Source organism: Cognatishimia activa (genome assembly GCF_001458335.1).
GTDB lineage: Bacteria > Pseudomonadota > Alphaproteobacteria > Rhodobacterales > Rhodobacteraceae > Cognatishimia > Cognatishimia activa.
In genome coordinates this window covers 47,567-65,409 of sequence record NZ_CYTO01000009.1, presented here as the reverse complement: position 1 = coordinate 65,409, position 17,843 = coordinate 47,567, and the positions used below count along the sequence as shown (strand labels likewise).

The following is a 17,843-nucleotide window of genomic DNA, read 5'->3' as shown; positions in this document are numbered from 1 at the left end:
GCATGGGACGCGCACGTACGATTGGCAGACGCTCTTTCCTTATCGGCTCCGCAGCCATCGCCGGGGGCGTGGCATTTGGGGTCTACACCGCAAGAACACCTTTTGCGAACCCGAACCTGAAAGAACTGCAGCAAGGCACCGCCAGTTTTAACCCTTGGGTGATTGTCGACAGCGACAAAGTCACTTTGATCGCCACTCACGCGGACAAAGGCCAAGGGATCTTCTCAGCTCAAGCTGCTTTGATTGCGGAAGAGCTTGATATCGACCTGGATCAGGTCGAAGTCAGCTTCGGCATGCCTGACAAAGCCTATTTCAATGGCGCAGCTATCGACGCCATGGCGGGCTTCCCGCTTTATGACAATAGCCCAACCGCTGAACGCGTCCGCGGTTTCTTGGGCGGCGTTGTGAAACTTGCACTGCCAATGATGGCAACTGGCGGCTCCTCAGCGATCCCAGACACTTACGAAAAACTGCGCCATGCTGGGGCCTGCGCCCGTGAGACACTCAAGCTCGCGGCTTCCCAGCAAAGCGGTGTGCCTGTCGGCCAACTGAAAACAGAACGCGGCTCTGTGATCCTGCCGGATGGAACAGCACTCAGCTACACATCCCTCGCAGGCATCGCTGCAACAATCGAGCCGGTCGAGAAGGTTGCTTTGCGTGATCCAAAAGACTGGAAGCTCGCCGGCAAGCCAATGAACCGCGTGGATATGGTCCAGAAATGTACCGGCACACTGGACTATGGCATCGACTTTGAAACCGAAGACATGGTCTACGCCGCCATCAAGGTGAACCCACGCCAAGGCGGCGCGATGAACAGCTATGACGCATCCGCAGCCAAAGAGATGAAAGGCGTCAAAGACGTTCTGGAAATCACCGGTGGTGTTGCTGTCATAGCGGACAACACATGGCGCGCAATCCAAGCTTCAAACGCAATCGAGTTTGATTGGGGCGAAGCACCATACCCTGCCGAGCAAGCAGATCATTGGAAGGTTCTTGAAGAAACCTTCACTGAGGAAAGCCTGAACGCGGAAGCCCGCGTAGAAGGCGATGTGGATGCAGCAGAGGGCGAAGAAGTCACCGGCGAATATCGCTCTCCTTACATTGCACACGCGCCTTTGGAACCACTCAACGCGACAATCCTTGTGACTGACGAGCGTGTCGATATCTGGACGGGTCACCAAATTCAGATGTTTGTTGAATCCATCGTCGCGGGCATCACCGGCGTTGATCAGGAAAACGTTCACCTGCACAACAAATTCATGGGCGGCAGCTTTGGACACCGGCTCGAGTTTGATTTCATCAAACAAGCGGCCGAGATTGCCAATCAAATGCGCGGCACACCGGTCAAAATGACCTATTCCCGCGAAGAAGACTTCGCTCATGACTTCCCACGTCACATCACCATGGGTCGCGGTGTCGCCAAGCACAAAGATGGCAAAGTGACATCGCTTGACGTGCAGATCGCAGGTCAGTCCGTCATGCGCTCTCAAATGGGTCGGATGGGGATGAGCCTGCCTGGTCCGGATGCGCAGCTTCACGAAGGCGCATGGGATGCACCGAACTTCAACTTGCCGAACCTGCGCGTTCGCTCCTATCTGACCGAGGCCCTTGCGCCAGTGTCATCTTGGCGCGCTGTGGGCGCAGGTCCGAACGTCTTTATCTATGAGACACTTCTGGACGAGGCGATCCATGCCGCTGGTGCCGATCCGCTTGAGGAACGCATCCGCCTGATGGGCCACGATGTGTCGGTCAAAGTGCTGGAAAAGGTCGGCGAGATCAGCAACTGGAACGGCGCCAACCTTGGTGAAAACCGCGGCCGCGGCGTTGCCTATGGCTTCTCCTTCGGGGTGCCTGTGGCGACGGTCGTCGAGGTCACCAACACCGATCGCGGCATTAAGCTGGACGGTGTTTGGGTTGCTGCCGATGTGGGTAAAGTGATCGACCCGGGCAACTTGGAAAACCTTGGCCAAGGCGGAACCGTCTGGGGTCTGGGTCACGCGATCAATTGCGAGATCACCTATTCCGACGGTATGGCTGAGCAAAGCAACTACCATGCTCATGAAGGCATGCGTATCTGGCAATGCCCGCCGATCACCTTCGCGGCGCTTGAAAACAGCCCGAAAGTGCGCGGTTTTGGTGAACCTCCGGTTCCACCATCCGCCCCTGCCCTTGGCAATGCGATCTTTGCGGCCACCGGCCAGCGGATCCGCGAGATGCCTTTCAACAAACATATTGATTTCGTTTAAGGGGATCAGAGATGAAGCGAGCCCTACTAGCCAGCGCATTCACCCTTATGTCAGCCCTCAGCGTATCTGCTGGGGAAACCGTTGACATTGTCCCTCCAGCGGAGGGAAGTGTGACAACAGAAGCGGCCCTTGAAGCATGGTCCCGGATCTACGAGGTGGCGTCGCACCCTCGGTGTTCCAACTGCCACGTGGGCGAAGACAATGTGCCGATGTGGTCCGGTCCAAGCTACGGCAAAACCCGGCCCCACGGCATGAACATCAATGGCGGCGAAAGCCGGATTGGTGCAGAAGCGGTTCTGTGTTCCACCTGCCATACAACCAAATCTGAGGATTGGGAAAATGCCAACACCACGCCACACGCAGCCCCACGGGTTGCGATGGACTGGCAACTGGCACCGGTTGAAGCAGAGTGGTTTGGCAAAAGCTCTGTCGAGGTCTGCAACCAACTGCGCGATCCTGATCGCAACGGTGACCGTACCTTCATGGATATCGCCGAGCACCTGGATCACGACTTGATCCTGCACTGGGCATGGAAACCCGGCGGTGGCCGCGAAGCAGCGCCATACAGCTTGCAAGAGCACGTGAATGACATCCTCACTTGGGGTGTCGGCGGCATGCCGTGTGAAAACGATTGATTTGGTGGACGCAATGACAGAGACAAAAAATCCATTCCGCACAGCCGGTTACTTCTTCTACCTTTCTGCGGCGCTGCACGTGGTTGCAATTGTATTGTCCGGAGGTGCCTTGTTTGGCACCTTGGCAGGCGCGGTCGTCCTTTGGGGGCTGATCGGCTACTTCCTGATCACGCGCCCACGCCGCTGGCTGGCCCATCTGGGTTTCATCGGCGCATTGGTCGGCATCGTGGCTTCGGTTTCCGTTGGAACGCAATATTCCGGCCTCACCGGCATGACCATGACCGCGATCACCCTTGCCGATATCGGCGCAGCGGTTCTGCTATTTGGCGCTTTGTGGCGATCTCCAGTAAAGGCCTAACCTCGACATGAACCGAATAATTCCCGCAATCGCGCAGGCCGAAAGGCTCTGCGCGGTTGCTATCATTGTGGGTCAAGAAGGCCCCGCCTATCGCCCTCTCGGCGCAATGATGGCCGTTTACGAAGATGGCAGCTTTGAGGGGCACCTCTCCTCTGGCTGTATCGAGGCCGATATCATCAGTCATTGCCAAGACTTGAGTGAGACCAAGATCATCACTTACGGCGCTGGCTCACAATTCGTGGACCTCAAGCTGCCCTGTGGCGGCGCGATGGACGTGTTGATGATCCCAACGCCACCGCAAGAGCCATTTCAAGCGGTGGAACACGCGCTGAGCAACCGTCAACCCGCTGCACTGGCAATCAACCTTACAACGGGCAACATCGCCCTGAGCGACGCTTCTGAAACCAGCGTTGCAAACGATCATATCAACCTTTTCTTTGAGCCACCTTTGCAGCTTTGCGTGTTCGGCAATGGACACGAAGCCAAGGTCTTTTCCGAGCTGGCGAATGGCGCAGGCCATGGGGTGAAGCTCTTCTCAACCAGCCCCGACACGCTTGAACGCTGCGCGATCCCGCAGTCGGCACAACACTTAATGACCCAGCCAAAGATCACGGACCTGTCTGCCATCGATGACCGGACCGCCATTGTCCTGTTCTTCCACGACCACGATCTGGAAGAGCAAATCCTCATCGACGCCCTAAAGACCGACGCCTTTTATATCGGCGCCCAAGGCAGCATGCGCACCCAGCAAAGACGCCTTGCGGATTTGGAAGCTCAAAACATCTCGGGTATCGACCGGATCAGAGGCCCCATCGGTCTCATTCCACGCACCCGCGATGCGCAAACCTTGGCGATCTCTGTGCTCGCTGAAATCCACGCGGTCGCAGGCGAAGCAGCCAAATGAAAACCATTGGCATCCTTCTGGCTGCGGGCAAGTCCCAGCGGTTTGGCCCTGAAGACAAGCTGCTCAGCACCTATCAAGGCCAACCGCTGTGCCGCTATGCCGCCGAAGCGATGCGGGCGTCAGACGCAGATGGCCTCGTTGTCTGTATCTCCAATCCATCACTGGAGCCGGAATTTGATGGGTTTCAAGTCACCCGTTGCGGTGGTTTGCAATCTGACAGTCTTAAGGCGGGTATAAAGGCAGCCATCGCGCTAAACGCCGACCGCATTCTGGTCGCCCTGGCCGACATGCCTCATATCACCACTGGCACACTGAACACGCTTTTGGAGACAAAAGCATCTCTCGCGGCCTGCACAAAAAACGGGAACCGTCCAACGGTCCCCGCCCTTTTTGATCACACATATTTCGACGCCCTTCTCAAACTCGAAGGCGATCAGGGGGCTCGCATGCTTCTGCAACAGGTCGCAGCAGAGAACATGGTACAAATCAGCCCCGTAGAAGCCTTTGACGTAGACACGCAAGCCGACCTATCCGGCCCCCAAGCCTAAACTGCGTTCATCGAAACACGCACCGCCACTTCTCCGGTCAACGGCTCTTCCCAATTCAGCCGCACCTGATCTCCGACGGACCCTTGCTGCAGGTCCACATAAGGCACCGCCCAGCGCGTCTGGTTTGATCCATTGCGCAACCGTTCCGTGGCCACCACCGACTCAACAGACCGCGCCTGACCGCCAAAGGGCAACTGCCCCTCAGTATCCACCATCCACGTGTCCGACGCCGTATTCTGGTCGTGGGACACCATCACCGGGTTATAGATCGGCGTCTCGATCTGGTGGAACGTATTGCCTTCCACGCGGATATTCTTGCCGCGCGTGGAATCAAGCGGCGCAAAGGTCTCATCCACCCGGTCCACCCGATCAATCGAGCCATCAATGCTACGGAACTTATTGCCCGTGACACTCAGCCCACCAATCGACTGCCCCGTGCCATAGGGTTTGATCACCAAATAGCTAAACCAAGGGGCCACATTACCGGTCAGGAACACATTCTCATCAATCGTCAAAGCTGAGAATGAAAAGCCCGTGGTGAAATCTGGCTCCGGTTCATACTCATTGGTCCATTCGATCGAGCAATTGTCGATATAGTTCCCGGTAATCGTGGTCGAGCAATAGCTGCTCGCTACCACGATCCCACCGGTCCGCACCCCAGCGGTCTCTGCATCCCCTTGGAAGCAATGATTGCCAATCACCTGATTGTTGGACCCGCCCAGCACAGCGAAATGTTTGAATTGGCTCGCCCGATTGTTGCGCAGCTTCACGTCATTGGCGTTGGTGTTCACCACAATCGTTGTCCGATCCTGCGCGCGGGTATCCGCCTCATTGGTCAGGAACTGACAGCGGTCAATCAACATGCCCTGACAGCCTTCCCCGTGACTGGTGATCCCCCGATCCCGCGGCCGCGTAATCCAACTGTCACGCACATGAAAAATAACCCCAGCCGGCGGCAACAGAATACCGCTGGCAAAACCATTACACAGCAGGTCCACATGGGAGAGCGAGAAGCGCTGCAGCTTACTAAAGCCCGAGAAGTCCATGATGTATTTGAACCGAGTGAACGTATAATTTTGCGTCCCGCTCGCGTCATAAAGCGGTGCGCTCAACTCCACTTCTTGGGTCGCGTCATTTTTGGCTTTCACATAGACCTCGCGCCCCACACCATTGCCTTCCACGAGCGCGCCAACCTGAATATTGGCCACGTTGGTCACGCCGGTCAGAAAACGCGGATTGGACGTGGAATAGGTCCCAACAGAGGTCGCCACATCCGGGTCCCAGACAGCATCGCTGGACTGAACATAGAACTGCCCATTGATGATATTGCGCCGCTGCGCATAGCTCGTGCGGTTGGGGACCAGTGCCTGCATGTCCATTGGCGACGTGATCGTGATCCGGCGTCCGCCGCAATTCAGGCTTTCATGATCCGCACTATTGAAAAGCGATTGAAACGCCTTCTCAAAAGCCAACTGCTCATTGCCAAAGGCATCGATATAGGCTGGTAGATCAAAGTTCTTGGTTAGACTAAAAATCGCCTCGCGCGGCATGGTCACAGTGCCCTCAAAGCGCACCCGTTCCGTGAACACCATGCCACCTGACAACAGATAGGTCCCCGAAGAAACCAAAACCGTGCGTCCATCGGCAGCGGCATTCGCTGCTTCAAAGGCCGCGGTGTCATCGGTCACCCCGTCCCCTACAGCGCCATAGTCGCGCACATCTACCATGGCCATCAGCTCTCGGTGAAAGGCCGACGTTAGATCCGCCACTTCAATGTCATCGATGCGCACAATGCCACCGGTTGGCCCGGTCAAATCAAGCCCCACATGGGCATAGGTCGGCTCGGTTCCCCAAGCCATGTCCACCCCACCGCGTTGCCCGGACCCAATGATAGCAGCGACCTCAACAACGTCGCCATAAGTGCTTAACGCCACCGCAGGCCCGACTTCGGTCAACCCGCCCACATGGGCGCCTCCAGACGTCCCCGCCCAAGCGGCAATACGCACGGTGGGTAGCCCCCCACTCATCACCTTGATGCGCGCCTTGACTTGCAGGTAGCAGCCCGGCTCCAACGGCGTCTGCCCCATGTATCGCAACCGCTGGGTGGCCTCGACCTTTTGCAGCTCCAAACAACCGCCAAAATCCGCATCCGCTGGCACAAAGGCCGCATTCACCGCCCCGTCATAGGTGTCAGAGCCTGGCGTCCCATCGCCGCTCGACCATTGATCCAGCCCTGCGCTGAAGGGTGTTGGCATCAACACCACGCCATCGGTGATCGCTTTGTTCATGAGAAATCCCTTTTCCGTTGCCAAGCTGACCCCGGATGACTTGGGCCAGCGCTTGCGGAAAAGGTATGGAGAAAGATGTTAATCTGCGCTCAGAGCAGCGTTCGCTGCCCGTTGCGCAGCCTTATGCAGACGGCCCCAACGGCACCGGGCGCACCCCATTGATGCGCCATTCCCCGTCTACTTGGATCATCTGATACTCCAGCAGATGTGTCGCCCCAGATCCGTCGCGAAACAGCACTTTTTGCCAATAAGCACCGCGCATTTCTTTCAGCTCGAAATACTGCACAGCATCTGGTCCGACCACCATCGGATAGCCCGAGCGCACCATGGTTTCAAACCGCTCTGGCGTTCCAAAAAACATTTGAATTGAAGGGCTTGCATAGGTGAAAGCTTGCGAAAAATCCCCGCGCCCAAAGGCCTCTATCTGCGCATCAATGGTGGCGCGGATACCGTCCTGCTGCCCGTGAACCAGGGTCGCAACCCAAATAAAAGCTGTCGTCAAAATGATGCGCATGGCCGTCCCTCCTGTTCCTCAGGTAGCGCCCGTCGCCGCTTTGACCAGCGTCAGCCCCTGCAACACTCCCGCACAAGGCTGTTCCCGCCACAGCAATCCTCTAGCAAATACTGCACCAAGCCCCCCATAGCATCCAAACGCACAAAGTAGCGAATGCTGCGCGACTCCCGTTCCGAGCGCACCAATCCTGCCTCTGACAAAGCAGTTAAATGAAACGACGCGCGCGAAGGCGCTGCACTAATGCGCTCTGCCACTTCGCCGGCGCTGAGGCCTGCAGCGCCCGCTTCAACCAGCACTTTTACCAATCGCAACCGGCTTTCATTGGACAAAGCAGCAAAGGCTTTCAGCGCATCGGGCTCATTCATATTTCAAAAACTCTTGAACTATTATCAGTCTCATGTACTATATTTCAAGAATCGTTGAAATGAAAGATGCCAGCATGAAATTAAGCGCATTCCTCAAGGCCCTCGGCCCTTCGCCCGTCGACCTGCCCGTGATTTATTTCACAGATGAGGCCGCCATTGGCGCAGGCTATCACCTGACAGAGCTTAAATCCGCACCAACCACCAGCATCGACTGTGGCGGCAATATCAACCACTTCCACGAAGTGACGCTTCAACTGTTGGATGGGTCTGTTGGCAAACATATGACCGCGGGCAAGCTCACTAAAATTCTGCTGCATTCCCTCAAAACCCTGCCAGATCTGGATTGGGCGGATGTGAAGGTCGAATTCGCACCCAACAATGAGGGCCTGCAACTCTTCCTGCTGGGCGAGCCAATTGTCACCGATTTTGAAGTGCGCGTCCCACTGATTGCTGATGGTGCAGTGTGCAAACCCGCCGCTTTGGGTGGCGATTGCGTGCCTTCCCTGACAGGTAGCTGTTGCTAAGAAAAAGGGCAGCGAAACCGCTGCCCATTCTTTCTATAGGAAGTCGCCGTTTAGCGCGGCTTCGATCAACTCGATCGTTTCGTCCACCCCGTAAAGAGCAATAAACCCACCAAAACGAGGCCCTTGGGATGCGCCCAAAAGCACCTCGTAGATCGCGGTGAACCAATCACGCAGCGGTTCGAACTCTTTCAGCTTACCGATGGCAAACACGATGGATTGCAGGAACTCTGGATCAGAGAAATCAGCGACTGGCAATTCATCATCACGGCCCAACTTCTCGTTCTTTGCCTGAATGGCCGCCAATGCTGCCTCCGGAGATTTCAACGCAGCTGCCAGATCACTCAGAGCGTCGCGCTCTTGATCTGTTGGGGCACGGAACACGCGGTTTGGCTTCACGAAGTCGTGGAAATAGTGCACCGCAAAGCCCGCCGCGTCATCCATTTTTGGATTGTTTTCAGGAGACGCATCCGGCGCGTAACGGTTGATGAAACCCCAAAGCGTTTCTTTGTCTTCCGCCGCAGAAACTGCCGCCATGTTCAGAAGCATCGCAAAGTTCACAACCATATCTGAGGCTGGAACGTTGTCACCATGAATGTGGTAAACCGGGTTATTCAAACGCGCTTTGGTATCCTGACCGGCATATGCGCCCAGTTGCTGGTGATATTCATCCACCGCCTTCGGGATCACGTCAAAATGCAACCGCTTCGCGGTCTTTGGCTTTTGATACATGAAATACTGCAGGCTTTCCGGCGCGGCGTAAGTTAGCCACTCCTCCATGGACAGGCCGTTGCCTTTGGATTTGGAAATCTTCTGGCCCTGCTCGTCGTTGAAGAGCTCATAAGACAGGCTTTCTGGCGGACGCTGACCCAATGCGCGACAGATTTTGCTGGATTGGGTCACGGATTCAATCAGGTCTTTGCCCGACATTTCGTAATCCACCCCAAGCGCGGCCCAGCGCATCGCCCAGTCAGGCTTCCACTGCATCTTCACATTGCCACCGGTCACCGGGATCTCGATCTTCTCGCCATCAGGTTCCTGATAGACGATCGTCCCTTTGGCGACATTACGCTCCAAAGTCGGCACCTGCAGCACGTGGCCAGTTTTCGGGCTGACCGGCAGGAAGCAAGAATAGGTCGCCTGCCGCTCGGCCCCCAAAGTCGGCAGCATGATCTCTTGGATCTTGTCAAACCGCTCCAGCGCAATCAGCAAGGTCTCGTCAAACTTGCCGCTTTTGTAATAGTCAGTCGCGGAAGCAAACTCATATTCAAAGCCAAAGCTATCAAGGAACGCGCAAAGCCGCGCGTTGTTGTGCTGGGCAAACCCTTCATGGGTGCCAAACGGGTCACGCACTTTGGTCAGCGGCAGGTGCAAGTCCTGCGCCAGCTCTTCTTGGTTTGGTAGATTGGTCGGCACCTTGCGGAACCCATCCATATCGTCTGAAAAACAGATCAGCTTGGTTGGGATGTCAGACATCTGTTCAAACGCGCGTTTGACCATAGTGGTGCGCGCCACCTCACCAAAGGTGCCGATATGCGGCAGGCCTGATGGGCCATAGCCGGTTTGAAACAGCACATAGCCCTTTTCCGGCGCTTGCTTTTGATAGCGTTTGAGCACCCGGCGCGCTTCTTCAAAGGGCCAGGCTTTTGAACTCATCGCAGCATCGCGCAGATCAGACATGTGTTTCTCCAAAATCTCGCCGCCCTGCCCCATGCAGAGGCGACCGGCATCTCCTAGTTCGCTATCGCAGAATGGTCAATGATTGTTGGAGCTAAGAACTAGTTAACAGGTCATCCCGGCGCAGGTAACAATTCTAAATCAACCTTTGCCCCGATCATCTTTTCTGGAAACAGAACTGGGTCAAATTCTTCGCGTTCTTCCAAAGATAAAAACTCACAATCTGTCTCATACAAATATCGCACGCCGGCAATAATGGGTGCACGAAAGCGCTCAATCATTGAATTATAGTATGTCGCGTGCTGCATCCACCGAAAGCTAAAGTCTGAATAAAAATCGCCTGTCTGGACAGCATTCGCGAGCAAAAGTGCCGTACAGTGCACAAACGAAGAATTGCCTGAAACATGTGATACCAGACCAACCGCCTCAGCTGGCAGCCAGCGCTCTTCCTTATCAAAAAGGCAGGTTTCGCGATCAAGAACCTCGTTTAGCGCTTCAAAGTGCCTATCAGCATCCGCGCCATAATCCGCTCGAGAAACGGACTTACGCGCAGCTTCATCCATTTCGCGTGCAATACTACATAAACTCGGCAGCACTTGTTCCAACTCAAAGGTCAATCGGCAGACATTTGGCAATATTCTTTCAGGCATCGGATAGGTCACCTGAAACGGGAAATCTATCTCTGCATCAAGACCGCGCAAAACAGCGCTTCGGAGTTCGTTCGGGGCGGATTTCAAACCATCTAAGCAGAGATCAGCAAATTCGACGCTGCTTCCGGCCCATAAACCCCGTTGAAGATCGTTCGCAACGAGGATCGCCATGGCCAAGGCACAATTATCGGCCTCCTCAAGAGCGATTCCAGCCAAGTTAGAATAGCAATCTTCGTATGTTTCGCTTGCAAAGCGGCAGTGATGCGTTCTCACGACTTCGACTAAGTCCGCCCCACCGATTTTGGCGAGCGTTTGGTCATCTTGGGATTTAACCAGCTCCATTAAATCAAAGGCCGCCTGTGCCTGCCTGAATTCAAATTTTGGGCGCTTCAATACCGCCTCCATACCTAAAGCAAATCCAAATACTATAATGGTTTTCATTCAAACCGAGCTCACCAAAGTTGCAAGTCAATTTAGCAACAAGCATCTAGCCTTGCCCTGCTATCGAGCGAGGCATATCCTATTCACAAACTAGGACCAAAGGCATAGAAATGACGCAAGAAGCCCCACATCCATGGACCCCGCAGGACAGCCTGGTGGCGGTGATGGTGGCAATCTCCGCATCCGACGCCAATGTGCGCACCGCGGAGCTGATCAAAATCCAATCCGCCGTCAACAACCTGCCAGTGTTTGGCGATTACGACATTGACCGGCTTGGCGTCGTCACCCCAACCGTGTTCGATTTGTTTGAACAAGAAGACGGGATCGCAGCACTGATTGGTTTGGTGCGTGCCAACCTTCCGGAAGAGCTGTTTGAGACCGCCTATGCGCTGGCCTGCGATGTGGCCGCTGCTGATGGCAAAATCTATGAGCCTGAGCTGCGCTTGCTGGAAGAAATCCGCTATGAGCTTGATATTGATCGCCTACATGCGGCAGCAATCGAACGAGGTGCCAGGGCGCGGCACATGACGCTTTAGCACAGCATCTCAGAATTCAATCCTGAAAATGAAAACGCCCCCGACTTCGCGGGGGCGTCTTTTTTATTGAAAACCAAAGGGCTTACTTAGGGTCCATTGTGAACAAGAAGATCTGGCCACCTGCGTCAGAGCCGTTGGCTTCTACCGCACCAGAGCTTTCAGAGCGGGCCTGAACCCACCGAGGTAGGTCTGATCTGCTGTTGCGATCTCGCCGCGGATATCCTGACGACCTGTGCCCGCCAGTTCTTCGACTGTGTAGAAAGAACCATCTGCTTTCTTCGCGATCAGCGCAGTCACTGGCCAGTTACCAGAAAACTCTGCAGTGCCCGCCTTGGTGAACGCGCCGCCAAGAGCGGAAACGCCCTGTTCGTAACGGGAAGAGAACTTACCGCCAGCAAGAGCCAGCAGGTGTGCGTCTGCAACATTCATGTCCGCGTCCAGCGTCAGCACGTATTTACGCTCACCAAAGTCGTTGCCGCTGTCTTCTTCGACGATCAGGTAATCGCCTTCGGAAGTTTTTGCCCAGAAAAGACCGTCCGGTGCGATCATCTGTGCTTTGCCTTTTTCAACGTGAATGGACGCATCACCGTCCTTCACCTTGCCCTCATCACCGATTTTCACAGTCAAAGCGCCATCCCAAGAACCAACAGTCCGTGTCACTGTCGCATCCAGAGCGGCTGGCAGCGTTTCGCCATCAAAGTCGAACGCGCCAAAGTCGACTTGGAACAGACCGCCTTTGTTGGTCATGTTCGCAAAGTAACGTGGCTTGCCAGATGGGTCTGCTGCAACGTGCTCAACTTTGCTGTCACCGTTGAAGTAGATGTGGCCTTCTGGTTGCTCGTCCTCAGATTCCCACAGCATCATTTCTGTGTCTTGAACCGCAACAGGCTTGTCCCAGCCGCCCCACTGGTAAGAGGTAGGAACGTATTTCGCTTCAAAGCTTGCAGGCGCGTCCGCGTTCTGGATGTAATCGTCGATCATCTTTTCCGCTGGGTTTGGTTCTGCAACCAAAGTCGCCGCAACATCGGTGGTCACTGCCATGCCGTAGAGCTTGCCAAACAGCAGACCGTTACGCGCCAAGAAGCTGTCACGCTCGTTTGCGGTTGCGTAGTCGATCACGGATCCATCTGCCAGACGGTCCTTCATGCCAACATAAACCTTCAGTGGGGAAGGTTCCTGACCGTGGTTGTAGCCGGAGGTCACGACAACAACGTAGTCTTTGTGACCAGAGTTGATTGGCATCATCTTCTCATAGCCAGTTTGGCCCAGCGCTGGCGCTGTATAAGCGGTGCCGGATTTGATGTCGACGACGACGGATGCAAGACCCATGGTTGCTGCTGAATCCGCAGAACCTGCTGGGAACATACGACCGATTTCCCACTCTTCAGCCGCAAACCAAACGTCATCGGCAAAACCCATGCCTTCGCCGTATTTGTTGGCTTGCTCGTACCATGCGCCACAGAAAGACTGGAAGAAATAGTCTGTTGCGGACAGGCGGTACTTAGGAGCGAACTGGATCAGAGTGCCGTCTGGACGTGTTTGGTTGCCCCATTTACCCGCCAAGTCAGATGGATCGAAGGATGGCGCAGCGACCATTTCGCCAAAGACGTTGTAGACTTTGTTGAACAGGTGGCCAGAGCCTTTCACCATGCTCGCAGCAGCGTCGTCATTGCTCATGAAGCTGGCAAAAGCTGTGCGATCATAGTCGATAGTGTGGATGTGGGAACCTGTGAAGGTGACGCCGTTTGCCATTTCCCATGGATATGTTTCTGGGTTTGGCGCGCGGCCCATGGTTGCATAAGATTCGGATTGATATGCAACACGAACAGTGTCGTTATCTGCCAGCCATACAGCTTGACCATCTGGGTAACCAGTCAGCGCTTTGCCTGTTTCAGCGTCAACTTCGCCTACGGTTGCAAGCGCTTTGAACTCTGCAAACGGGAAGTTGGTGTTGCCGCTTTCACCGTCGTTCAGAGGCGCTGTTGCCAGGCCTGCTTCTGCGATCAGAGCGGTAGTTTCACCAATGGTTTTCTGCGCATGCCGCCTGCAAATGCGGTCAGAGACGTGGTTGTCAGCAGAGCTGCACTTACAAAGAATGTTTTGGAAAGCTTATGGAACATAATGGGACCTCCGATGTGTTCATCGGTAGGCATTACGAGCTCCAAGCGACAAAAAATTACAGATTTTGTAACCGTTCAACGACACACAGAACGAGGCGCATTTCGAAAATGAAATGCAGCCCCCTGTCACAAAGATCAACCGCGCCCGCGGTATGTGGGCACGCCTTGCTCTGGTATCCAAACATTGGGCAGCTCTGGCCCAGTTTGATAGAAGACATCAATCGGGATACCACCACGTGGATACCAGTAAGCGCCGACCCGGAGCCATTTTGGCTCTAGCAATTCCTCGATGCGCTTTCCGATGGTGACGGAACAATCCTCATGAAAAGCCCCGTGATTGCGGAATGACCCTAGGAACAGTTTCAAGGATTTGCTTTCCACCAGCCAATCACCCGGCACATAGTCAATCACGATATGGGCGAAATCAGGTGCCGATGTAAGCGGACATAGGGATGTGAATTCCGGCGCTGTAAAACGCACCGCATAATCAGTCCCTTTTTGCGGATTTGGCACCCGCTCCATCACCGCTTCTTCCGGCGTTTGCGGCAAAGCTGTGTGGCTTCCCAACTGGGTCAGGTTCTCGTAGATGGATTTGTCAGACATTTTCGTCTCCGTTCAAACGCCGCGTTTGTTGCCCCAAATCAGGACATGCAACTGCGGTAGGATTTTCGGGCTGTACCATTTGTCAGCCAGGGTTTTGTCAATCAGCCATTCATAGCGATCCATGATGCCATCCATATCAACGGCGGCATCATCCTCATCGGCGGATGGCGGCGTGTGGTTTCCTGGCTGGATGTAAAGCGGCAGCTGCGGGTAGCGCGCGGCGGCGTCTTTGGCCCATGCGTAATCCGTGTCATCAAAGATCACGATTTTCAGGACCGTTTCGGCCTCGCCAGCCGCCTTCACGCAGGCATCAAACTTATCCCAATCCACCACATGTCCAGAGGATGGAGGTTTCGGCGATAGGATCAGCGGCGCAAGTTCTGAGAACCACTCTCGTGCAATGGAGCCTTGGGTTTCCAGCGCGAAGTCATAGCCTTTGGATTTGCCCAAAGCGATCACATCGCTAAAGTCCTGAATTGCCGGGTTTCCGCCAGACAAAGACACCGTCAGCGGCGTGCCGCCGGATAGGCGCTCCACCTCTGCGAAGACATCCGCACTGTCCATTTTTGCCCATGTGTGGCGATGTTCGGTATCTACTGCGTGAAGACTGTCACACCAGGAACAACGATAATCACAGCCGCCCGCGCGCACAAAAACCGTGGGCGCACCAATCACCGCACCTTCCCCCTGAATGGTGGGGCCAAATATCTCGGTAATCCGCAGCATCAGGGACGGTATTCCGCCCAGATCTTCGGGGTTTCTTGAATCTTCACGGCACTTGTTTGGCACCAGCGTGCCTTGCACCAATCAAAGATCACCTTGCACAGCCATTCGGTTGTGACATTGGGATGGTCAAACACCTCGTTGAGATGGCGGTGATCCAGCGTGTCATCAATCCAATCCCGAAGCGCGTTCAGCTCTTTGACGTCAACAATGAAACCCGTGTCGTCCAATTCTTCAGAGGCCAACTCCAAAGTAACCACGTAATTGTGCCCATGCACCCGCTTGCACGGATGGCCCTCAGGCAGGTCGGTGAGGTTATGGCTGGCTGAGAAAGCGAACTCTTTGGCGATGCGATACATCAGACGCTCCCCACCACGGTTTTCCAATAGTCGCGGTCTTCGTATTCTGTGGGGTCTTCAACGCCCGCCAGATGAAAGGCTTCCAGCCTCTCCACACAAGTTCCGCAGCGCCCGCAATGCAGCGCACCGCCTTTGTAACAAGACCATGTGTCTTCAAACGGGACCTCTGCGCGCGCGCCCTCGGTGACGATGTCCGCTTTGGAGATATTCACGAAGGGCGTGTAGAGCTGCACATCCGCATAGCCTTCAAGCGCCGCGTCCTGCATGGACTGAAAAGCGTTAATAAAGCCCGGGCGACAGTCGGGGTAGATGAAGTGATCCCCCCCATGCACAGCGGTGCCCACCGATTGCGCGCCCTTTGCGGCCGCCACTCCAAAGGCCACCGCCAGCATGATCGCATTGCGGTTTGGCACCACGGTGACTTTCATATTGTCTTCGGCGTAATGCCCATCGGGCACATCCAGATCATCGGTCAGGGCAGAGCCTGACAGAAACCCGCCAATGGCGCGCATGTCGATCAGATCATGGGGCACGCCCAGGGCTTTGCCCGCTTTGGCGGCAAAGTCCGTTTCTTTCTTATGACGCTGCCCGTAGTCAAACGAGATCAACCCCACAAGCTCGCGCTCCTGAGCGACCTTGTAGGCAAGCGTGACAGAGTCCAATCCGCCGGAGCAGATGACAAGTGTTTTCATATTTTGAACCCTTGTTTTAGCGAACCGGGTAGGCTGCGACCGGTATCCGGGACCACCCCGAACGGACGGCGTTTAGCAAGGGATTGAAGGGATGAAAAGACCGAATATGGGCGTTGACCTAAGGGAGGCCGCATCCCGTTTGGAAAATAGCGCTAAGGTCTAAGAACCAAACAACGTCGCCCAACGCTCAATCAGCGCTTGCTGAAGCCGCTTCGCCCGCGCATTCCAGCTGCGCGCGCCTTTGGGTCGATCGCGCTGTGCCCGGCTCAGACTCGCACGGGTATCCGTATCTGCAGCGAAGATTGCAAAGGCCAGCTCTTGGCCAGACGGCGCTTGCAAGTAACCCGCCAAGCCTGACACAAAGTTCAAGGTGCCTGTTTTTGCCTGCACTGCAACCGGATGGTTTTTGATAGGCCGCCCGTTGTCATCGCGCATGGTAAAGCCGCGCAAGATCGGGTGGATTTGGGCCTTTTGGTTCAAAATCGCCAGCGCTTTGGCCAGTTCCTTGGCCTGAATACGCGAGCGGTCCCCAAGGCCCGAGTGATCCACGAACTTAGCACCGGTGATGCCCAGTTCCTCTTTGGCCCAAACCTCCATCGCCCTTCCTGAGGCGCGCAGGGACGCGGGATAGGTGCCGCGCGCTTTGGTGGCTGACAAGCCAACCATCTCTGCGGTGATATTGGTGGAGTAGCGCAGCATGCCTTTCAGTATGGTGACAAGTGGCGCGCTCTTTTGCGAAGCCAATACCGCGCCTTTCGGTTGGCTGGTGGTCTTCTCAGGCGCGGGCATAGACACGCCCTGAGCCGACGCCAAAGCGCGGAACACTTCGCCGGCATAGACTTCAGGCTGGCGCATGGGCAGCCAACGGCCACCTTCCTTATTCAATGCAGCACGAGAGACGGACCACTGATCCACCCCATTCACATTGGCATAATCAAACACCGGAGATTTGCGCGGGCTTAGGGTCACCTGCGCCACTCTGACCTTTGGCCGATGCTTTTCGCTGCGCGCTTCCATCGAGGTCTGAAAACCATCTCCAACCCGCTTCCAGTCGAAATAGACGCGGTTGAAATTCAGACAGATGCCAGACACGGCGGTCGCATACCCCACATGGCGGGGCTGGCCCGGGTCAATCGCTTCCACAAAAGGAAGCGCTCCGCCGTAAACCACGAAACGTCCTTCGACACGTTTCAAACCTGTCTGCGCAAGCGCCTTCGCTAGGGCGGCAACGCCATCGGTATTCAAGGTCGGGTCCGCTCCACCAACAAGCGCCAAGTCCCCTTTTAGAACACCCGCTTCAATCGGCCCCATGGCCACAACTCGCGTTTCAAAGCGATGATCCGCACCTAAAGTGTCTAACGCATAAAGAGCGGTGACGGCCTTTGACACGCTGGCCGGGGGCAACGCCGTGGTGTCCCCTTCGCTTTCCAGCAAACGCCCCGTGCCCAATTCAGCAACCGCAAAGCTCACATTGCCCCGCAGCTTGGCCGCGTCAATCAGATCTTGCGGTGTCGCCAAAGCATCTTTCGCAAAGCTCGATGGACGCAACTTTGGTCGCAAAGAACTTGTCGGCGGATTTGCCCAGACCGGCAATGCGGTCAAACTGGTCAGCCCAGCAAGAAGGCTGCGTCGAGAAAGGCGTTTTGACATAACCGCGACTGTA

19 protein-coding genes are annotated in these 17,843 nt (G+C 55.5%); 7 read left to right on the top strand and 12 right to left on the bottom strand.

Going from position 1 to position 17,843, the window contains the following annotated elements:
- Positions 1-2: 2 nt before the first annotated feature.
- Genes TA5113_RS04735 through TA5113_RS04715 form a run of 5 tightly spaced genes read left to right on the top strand, consistent with a single transcriptional unit; the run spans position 3 to position 4,691 of the window.
- Entirely contained in the window at positions 3-2,246 is a 2,244-nt protein-coding gene (locus TA5113_RS04735) for a xanthine dehydrogenase family protein molybdopterin-binding subunit (protein ID WP_058315220.1), read from the top strand.
- 11 nt (positions 2,247-2,257) lie between these two features.
- On the top strand, positions 2,258-2,881 hold the full coding sequence (locus TA5113_RS04730) for a hypothetical protein (protein WP_058315219.1): 624 nt from the start codon (positions 2,258-2,260) through the stop codon (positions 2,879-2,881).
- Positions 2,882-2,894: 13 nt separating this feature from the next.
- Positions 2,895-3,239 (top strand): hypothetical protein, encoded by a 345-nt coding sequence (locus tag TA5113_RS04725; RefSeq protein WP_131726424.1) that lies wholly within the window; start codon positions 2,895-2,897, stop codon positions 3,237-3,239.
- A 7-nt stretch (positions 3,240-3,246) separates the two neighbouring features.
- The gene (locus tag TA5113_RS04720; protein ID WP_058315217.1) at positions 3,247-4,143 is read left to right on the top strand and encodes an XdhC family protein; all 897 of its coding nucleotides are present in this window, start codon (positions 3,247-3,249) and stop codon (positions 4,141-4,143) included.
- Positions 4,140-4,691 carry a nucleotidyltransferase family protein gene (locus TA5113_RS04715; RefSeq protein WP_058315216.1) on the top strand — a complete coding sequence of 184 codons (552 nt, stop codon included), beginning with the start codon at positions 4,140-4,142 and terminating at the stop codon, positions 4,689-4,691. Before TA5113_RS04720 ends, TA5113_RS04715 begins: the two co-directional genes overlap by 4 nt.
- Here TA5113_RS04715 and TA5113_RS04710 read toward each other — a convergent pair.
- The 3 genes from TA5113_RS04710 to TA5113_RS04700 all read right to left on the bottom strand — a co-directional run bounded on the left by TA5113_RS04710 (position 4,688) and on the right by TA5113_RS04700 (position 7,858).
- Positions 4,688-6,979, bottom strand: coding sequence for a glycosyl hydrolase family 28-related protein (locus tag TA5113_RS04710; RefSeq protein WP_058315215.1), 2,292 nt, complete (start codon positions 6,977-6,979; stop codon positions 4,688-4,690). The two genes, TA5113_RS04715 and TA5113_RS04710, sit on opposite strands and share 4 nt — an antisense overlap.
- 121 nt (positions 6,980-7,100) lie before the next feature.
- The gene (locus TA5113_RS04705; RefSeq protein WP_058315214.1) at positions 7,101-7,493 is read right to left on the bottom strand and encodes a DUF4864 domain-containing protein; all 393 of its coding nucleotides are present in this window, start codon (positions 7,491-7,493) and stop codon (positions 7,101-7,103) included.
- A 50-nt stretch (positions 7,494-7,543) separates the two neighbouring features.
- Positions 7,544-7,858: an ArsR/SmtB family transcription factor gene (locus TA5113_RS04700; RefSeq protein WP_058315213.1), complete on the bottom strand. Its 315-nt coding sequence runs from the start codon at positions 7,856-7,858 to the stop codon at positions 7,544-7,546.
- Positions 7,859-7,932: 74 nt separating this feature from the next.
- Between TA5113_RS04700 and TA5113_RS04695 the strand changes: the two genes are divergently transcribed.
- Positions 7,933-8,382 (top strand): DUF6428 family protein, encoded by a 450-nt coding sequence (locus tag TA5113_RS04695; RefSeq protein WP_131726469.1) that lies wholly within the window; start codon positions 7,933-7,935, stop codon positions 8,380-8,382.
- A gap of 33 nt (positions 8,383-8,415) precedes the next feature.
- On the opposite strand, the gene TA5113_RS04690 is transcribed toward TA5113_RS04695, so the two are convergent.
- On the bottom strand, positions 8,416-10,059 hold the full coding sequence (locus TA5113_RS04690) for a lysine--tRNA ligase (RefSeq protein ID WP_058316668.1): 1,644 nt from the start codon (positions 10,057-10,059) through the stop codon (positions 8,416-8,418).
- A gap of 110 nt (positions 10,060-10,169) precedes the next feature.
- Positions 10,170-11,147 (bottom strand): hypothetical protein, encoded by a 978-nt coding sequence (locus tag TA5113_RS04685; protein WP_131726422.1) that lies wholly within the window; start codon positions 11,145-11,147, stop codon positions 10,170-10,172.
- 110 nt (positions 11,148-11,257) lie between these two features.
- Between TA5113_RS04685 and TA5113_RS04680 the strand changes: the two genes are divergently transcribed.
- Positions 11,258-11,683 carry a tellurite resistance TerB family protein gene (locus TA5113_RS04680; protein WP_058315210.1) on the top strand — a complete coding sequence of 142 codons (426 nt, stop codon included), beginning with the start codon at positions 11,258-11,260 and terminating at the stop codon, positions 11,681-11,683.
- Between the two features lie 141 nt (positions 11,684-11,824).
- Here the strand turns inward: TA5113_RS04680 and TA5113_RS04675 are convergent, their stop codons facing one another.
- The 7 genes from TA5113_RS04675 to dacB form a co-directional block, all read right to left on the bottom strand.
- A complete protein-coding gene (locus tag TA5113_RS04675; protein WP_058316628.1) occupies positions 11,825-13,435 on the bottom strand; it encodes a hypothetical protein in 1,611 nt (536 codons plus the stop codon).
- Between the two features lie 251 nt (positions 13,436-13,686).
- Positions 13,687-13,836 (bottom strand): hypothetical protein, encoded by a 150-nt coding sequence (locus TA5113_RS16895; RefSeq protein WP_165589382.1) that lies wholly within the window; start codon positions 13,834-13,836, stop codon positions 13,687-13,689.
- Positions 13,837-13,938: 102 nt separating this feature from the next.
- Positions 13,939-14,406: a preQ(1) synthase gene (gene queF, locus TA5113_RS04670; protein ID WP_058315208.1), complete on the bottom strand. Its 468-nt coding sequence runs from the start codon at positions 14,404-14,406 to the stop codon at positions 13,939-13,941.
- Between the two features lie 12 nt (positions 14,407-14,418).
- Positions 14,419-15,132 (bottom strand): 7-carboxy-7-deazaguanine synthase QueE, encoded by a 714-nt coding sequence (gene queE / locus TA5113_RS04665; RefSeq protein WP_181949459.1) that lies wholly within the window; start codon positions 15,130-15,132, stop codon positions 14,419-14,421.
- A complete protein-coding gene (gene queD, locus TA5113_RS04660) occupies positions 15,132-15,488 on the bottom strand; it encodes a 6-carboxytetrahydropterin synthase QueD (protein ID WP_058315207.1) in 357 nt (118 codons plus the stop codon). Before queD ends, queE begins: the two co-directional genes overlap by 1 nt.
- A complete protein-coding gene (queC, locus tag TA5113_RS04655; RefSeq protein ID WP_058315206.1) occupies positions 15,488-16,180 on the bottom strand; it encodes a 7-cyano-7-deazaguanine synthase QueC in 693 nt (230 codons plus the stop codon). Before queC ends, queD begins: the two co-directional genes overlap by 1 nt.
- A 159-nt stretch (positions 16,181-16,339) precedes the next feature.
- Complete coding sequence (gene dacB, locus TA5113_RS04650; protein WP_058315778.1) at positions 16,340-17,830, bottom strand: D-alanyl-D-alanine carboxypeptidase/D-alanyl-D-alanine endopeptidase; 1,491 nt, start codon at positions 17,828-17,830, stop codon at positions 16,340-16,342.
- Between the last annotated feature and the right edge of the window lie 13 nt (positions 17,831-17,843).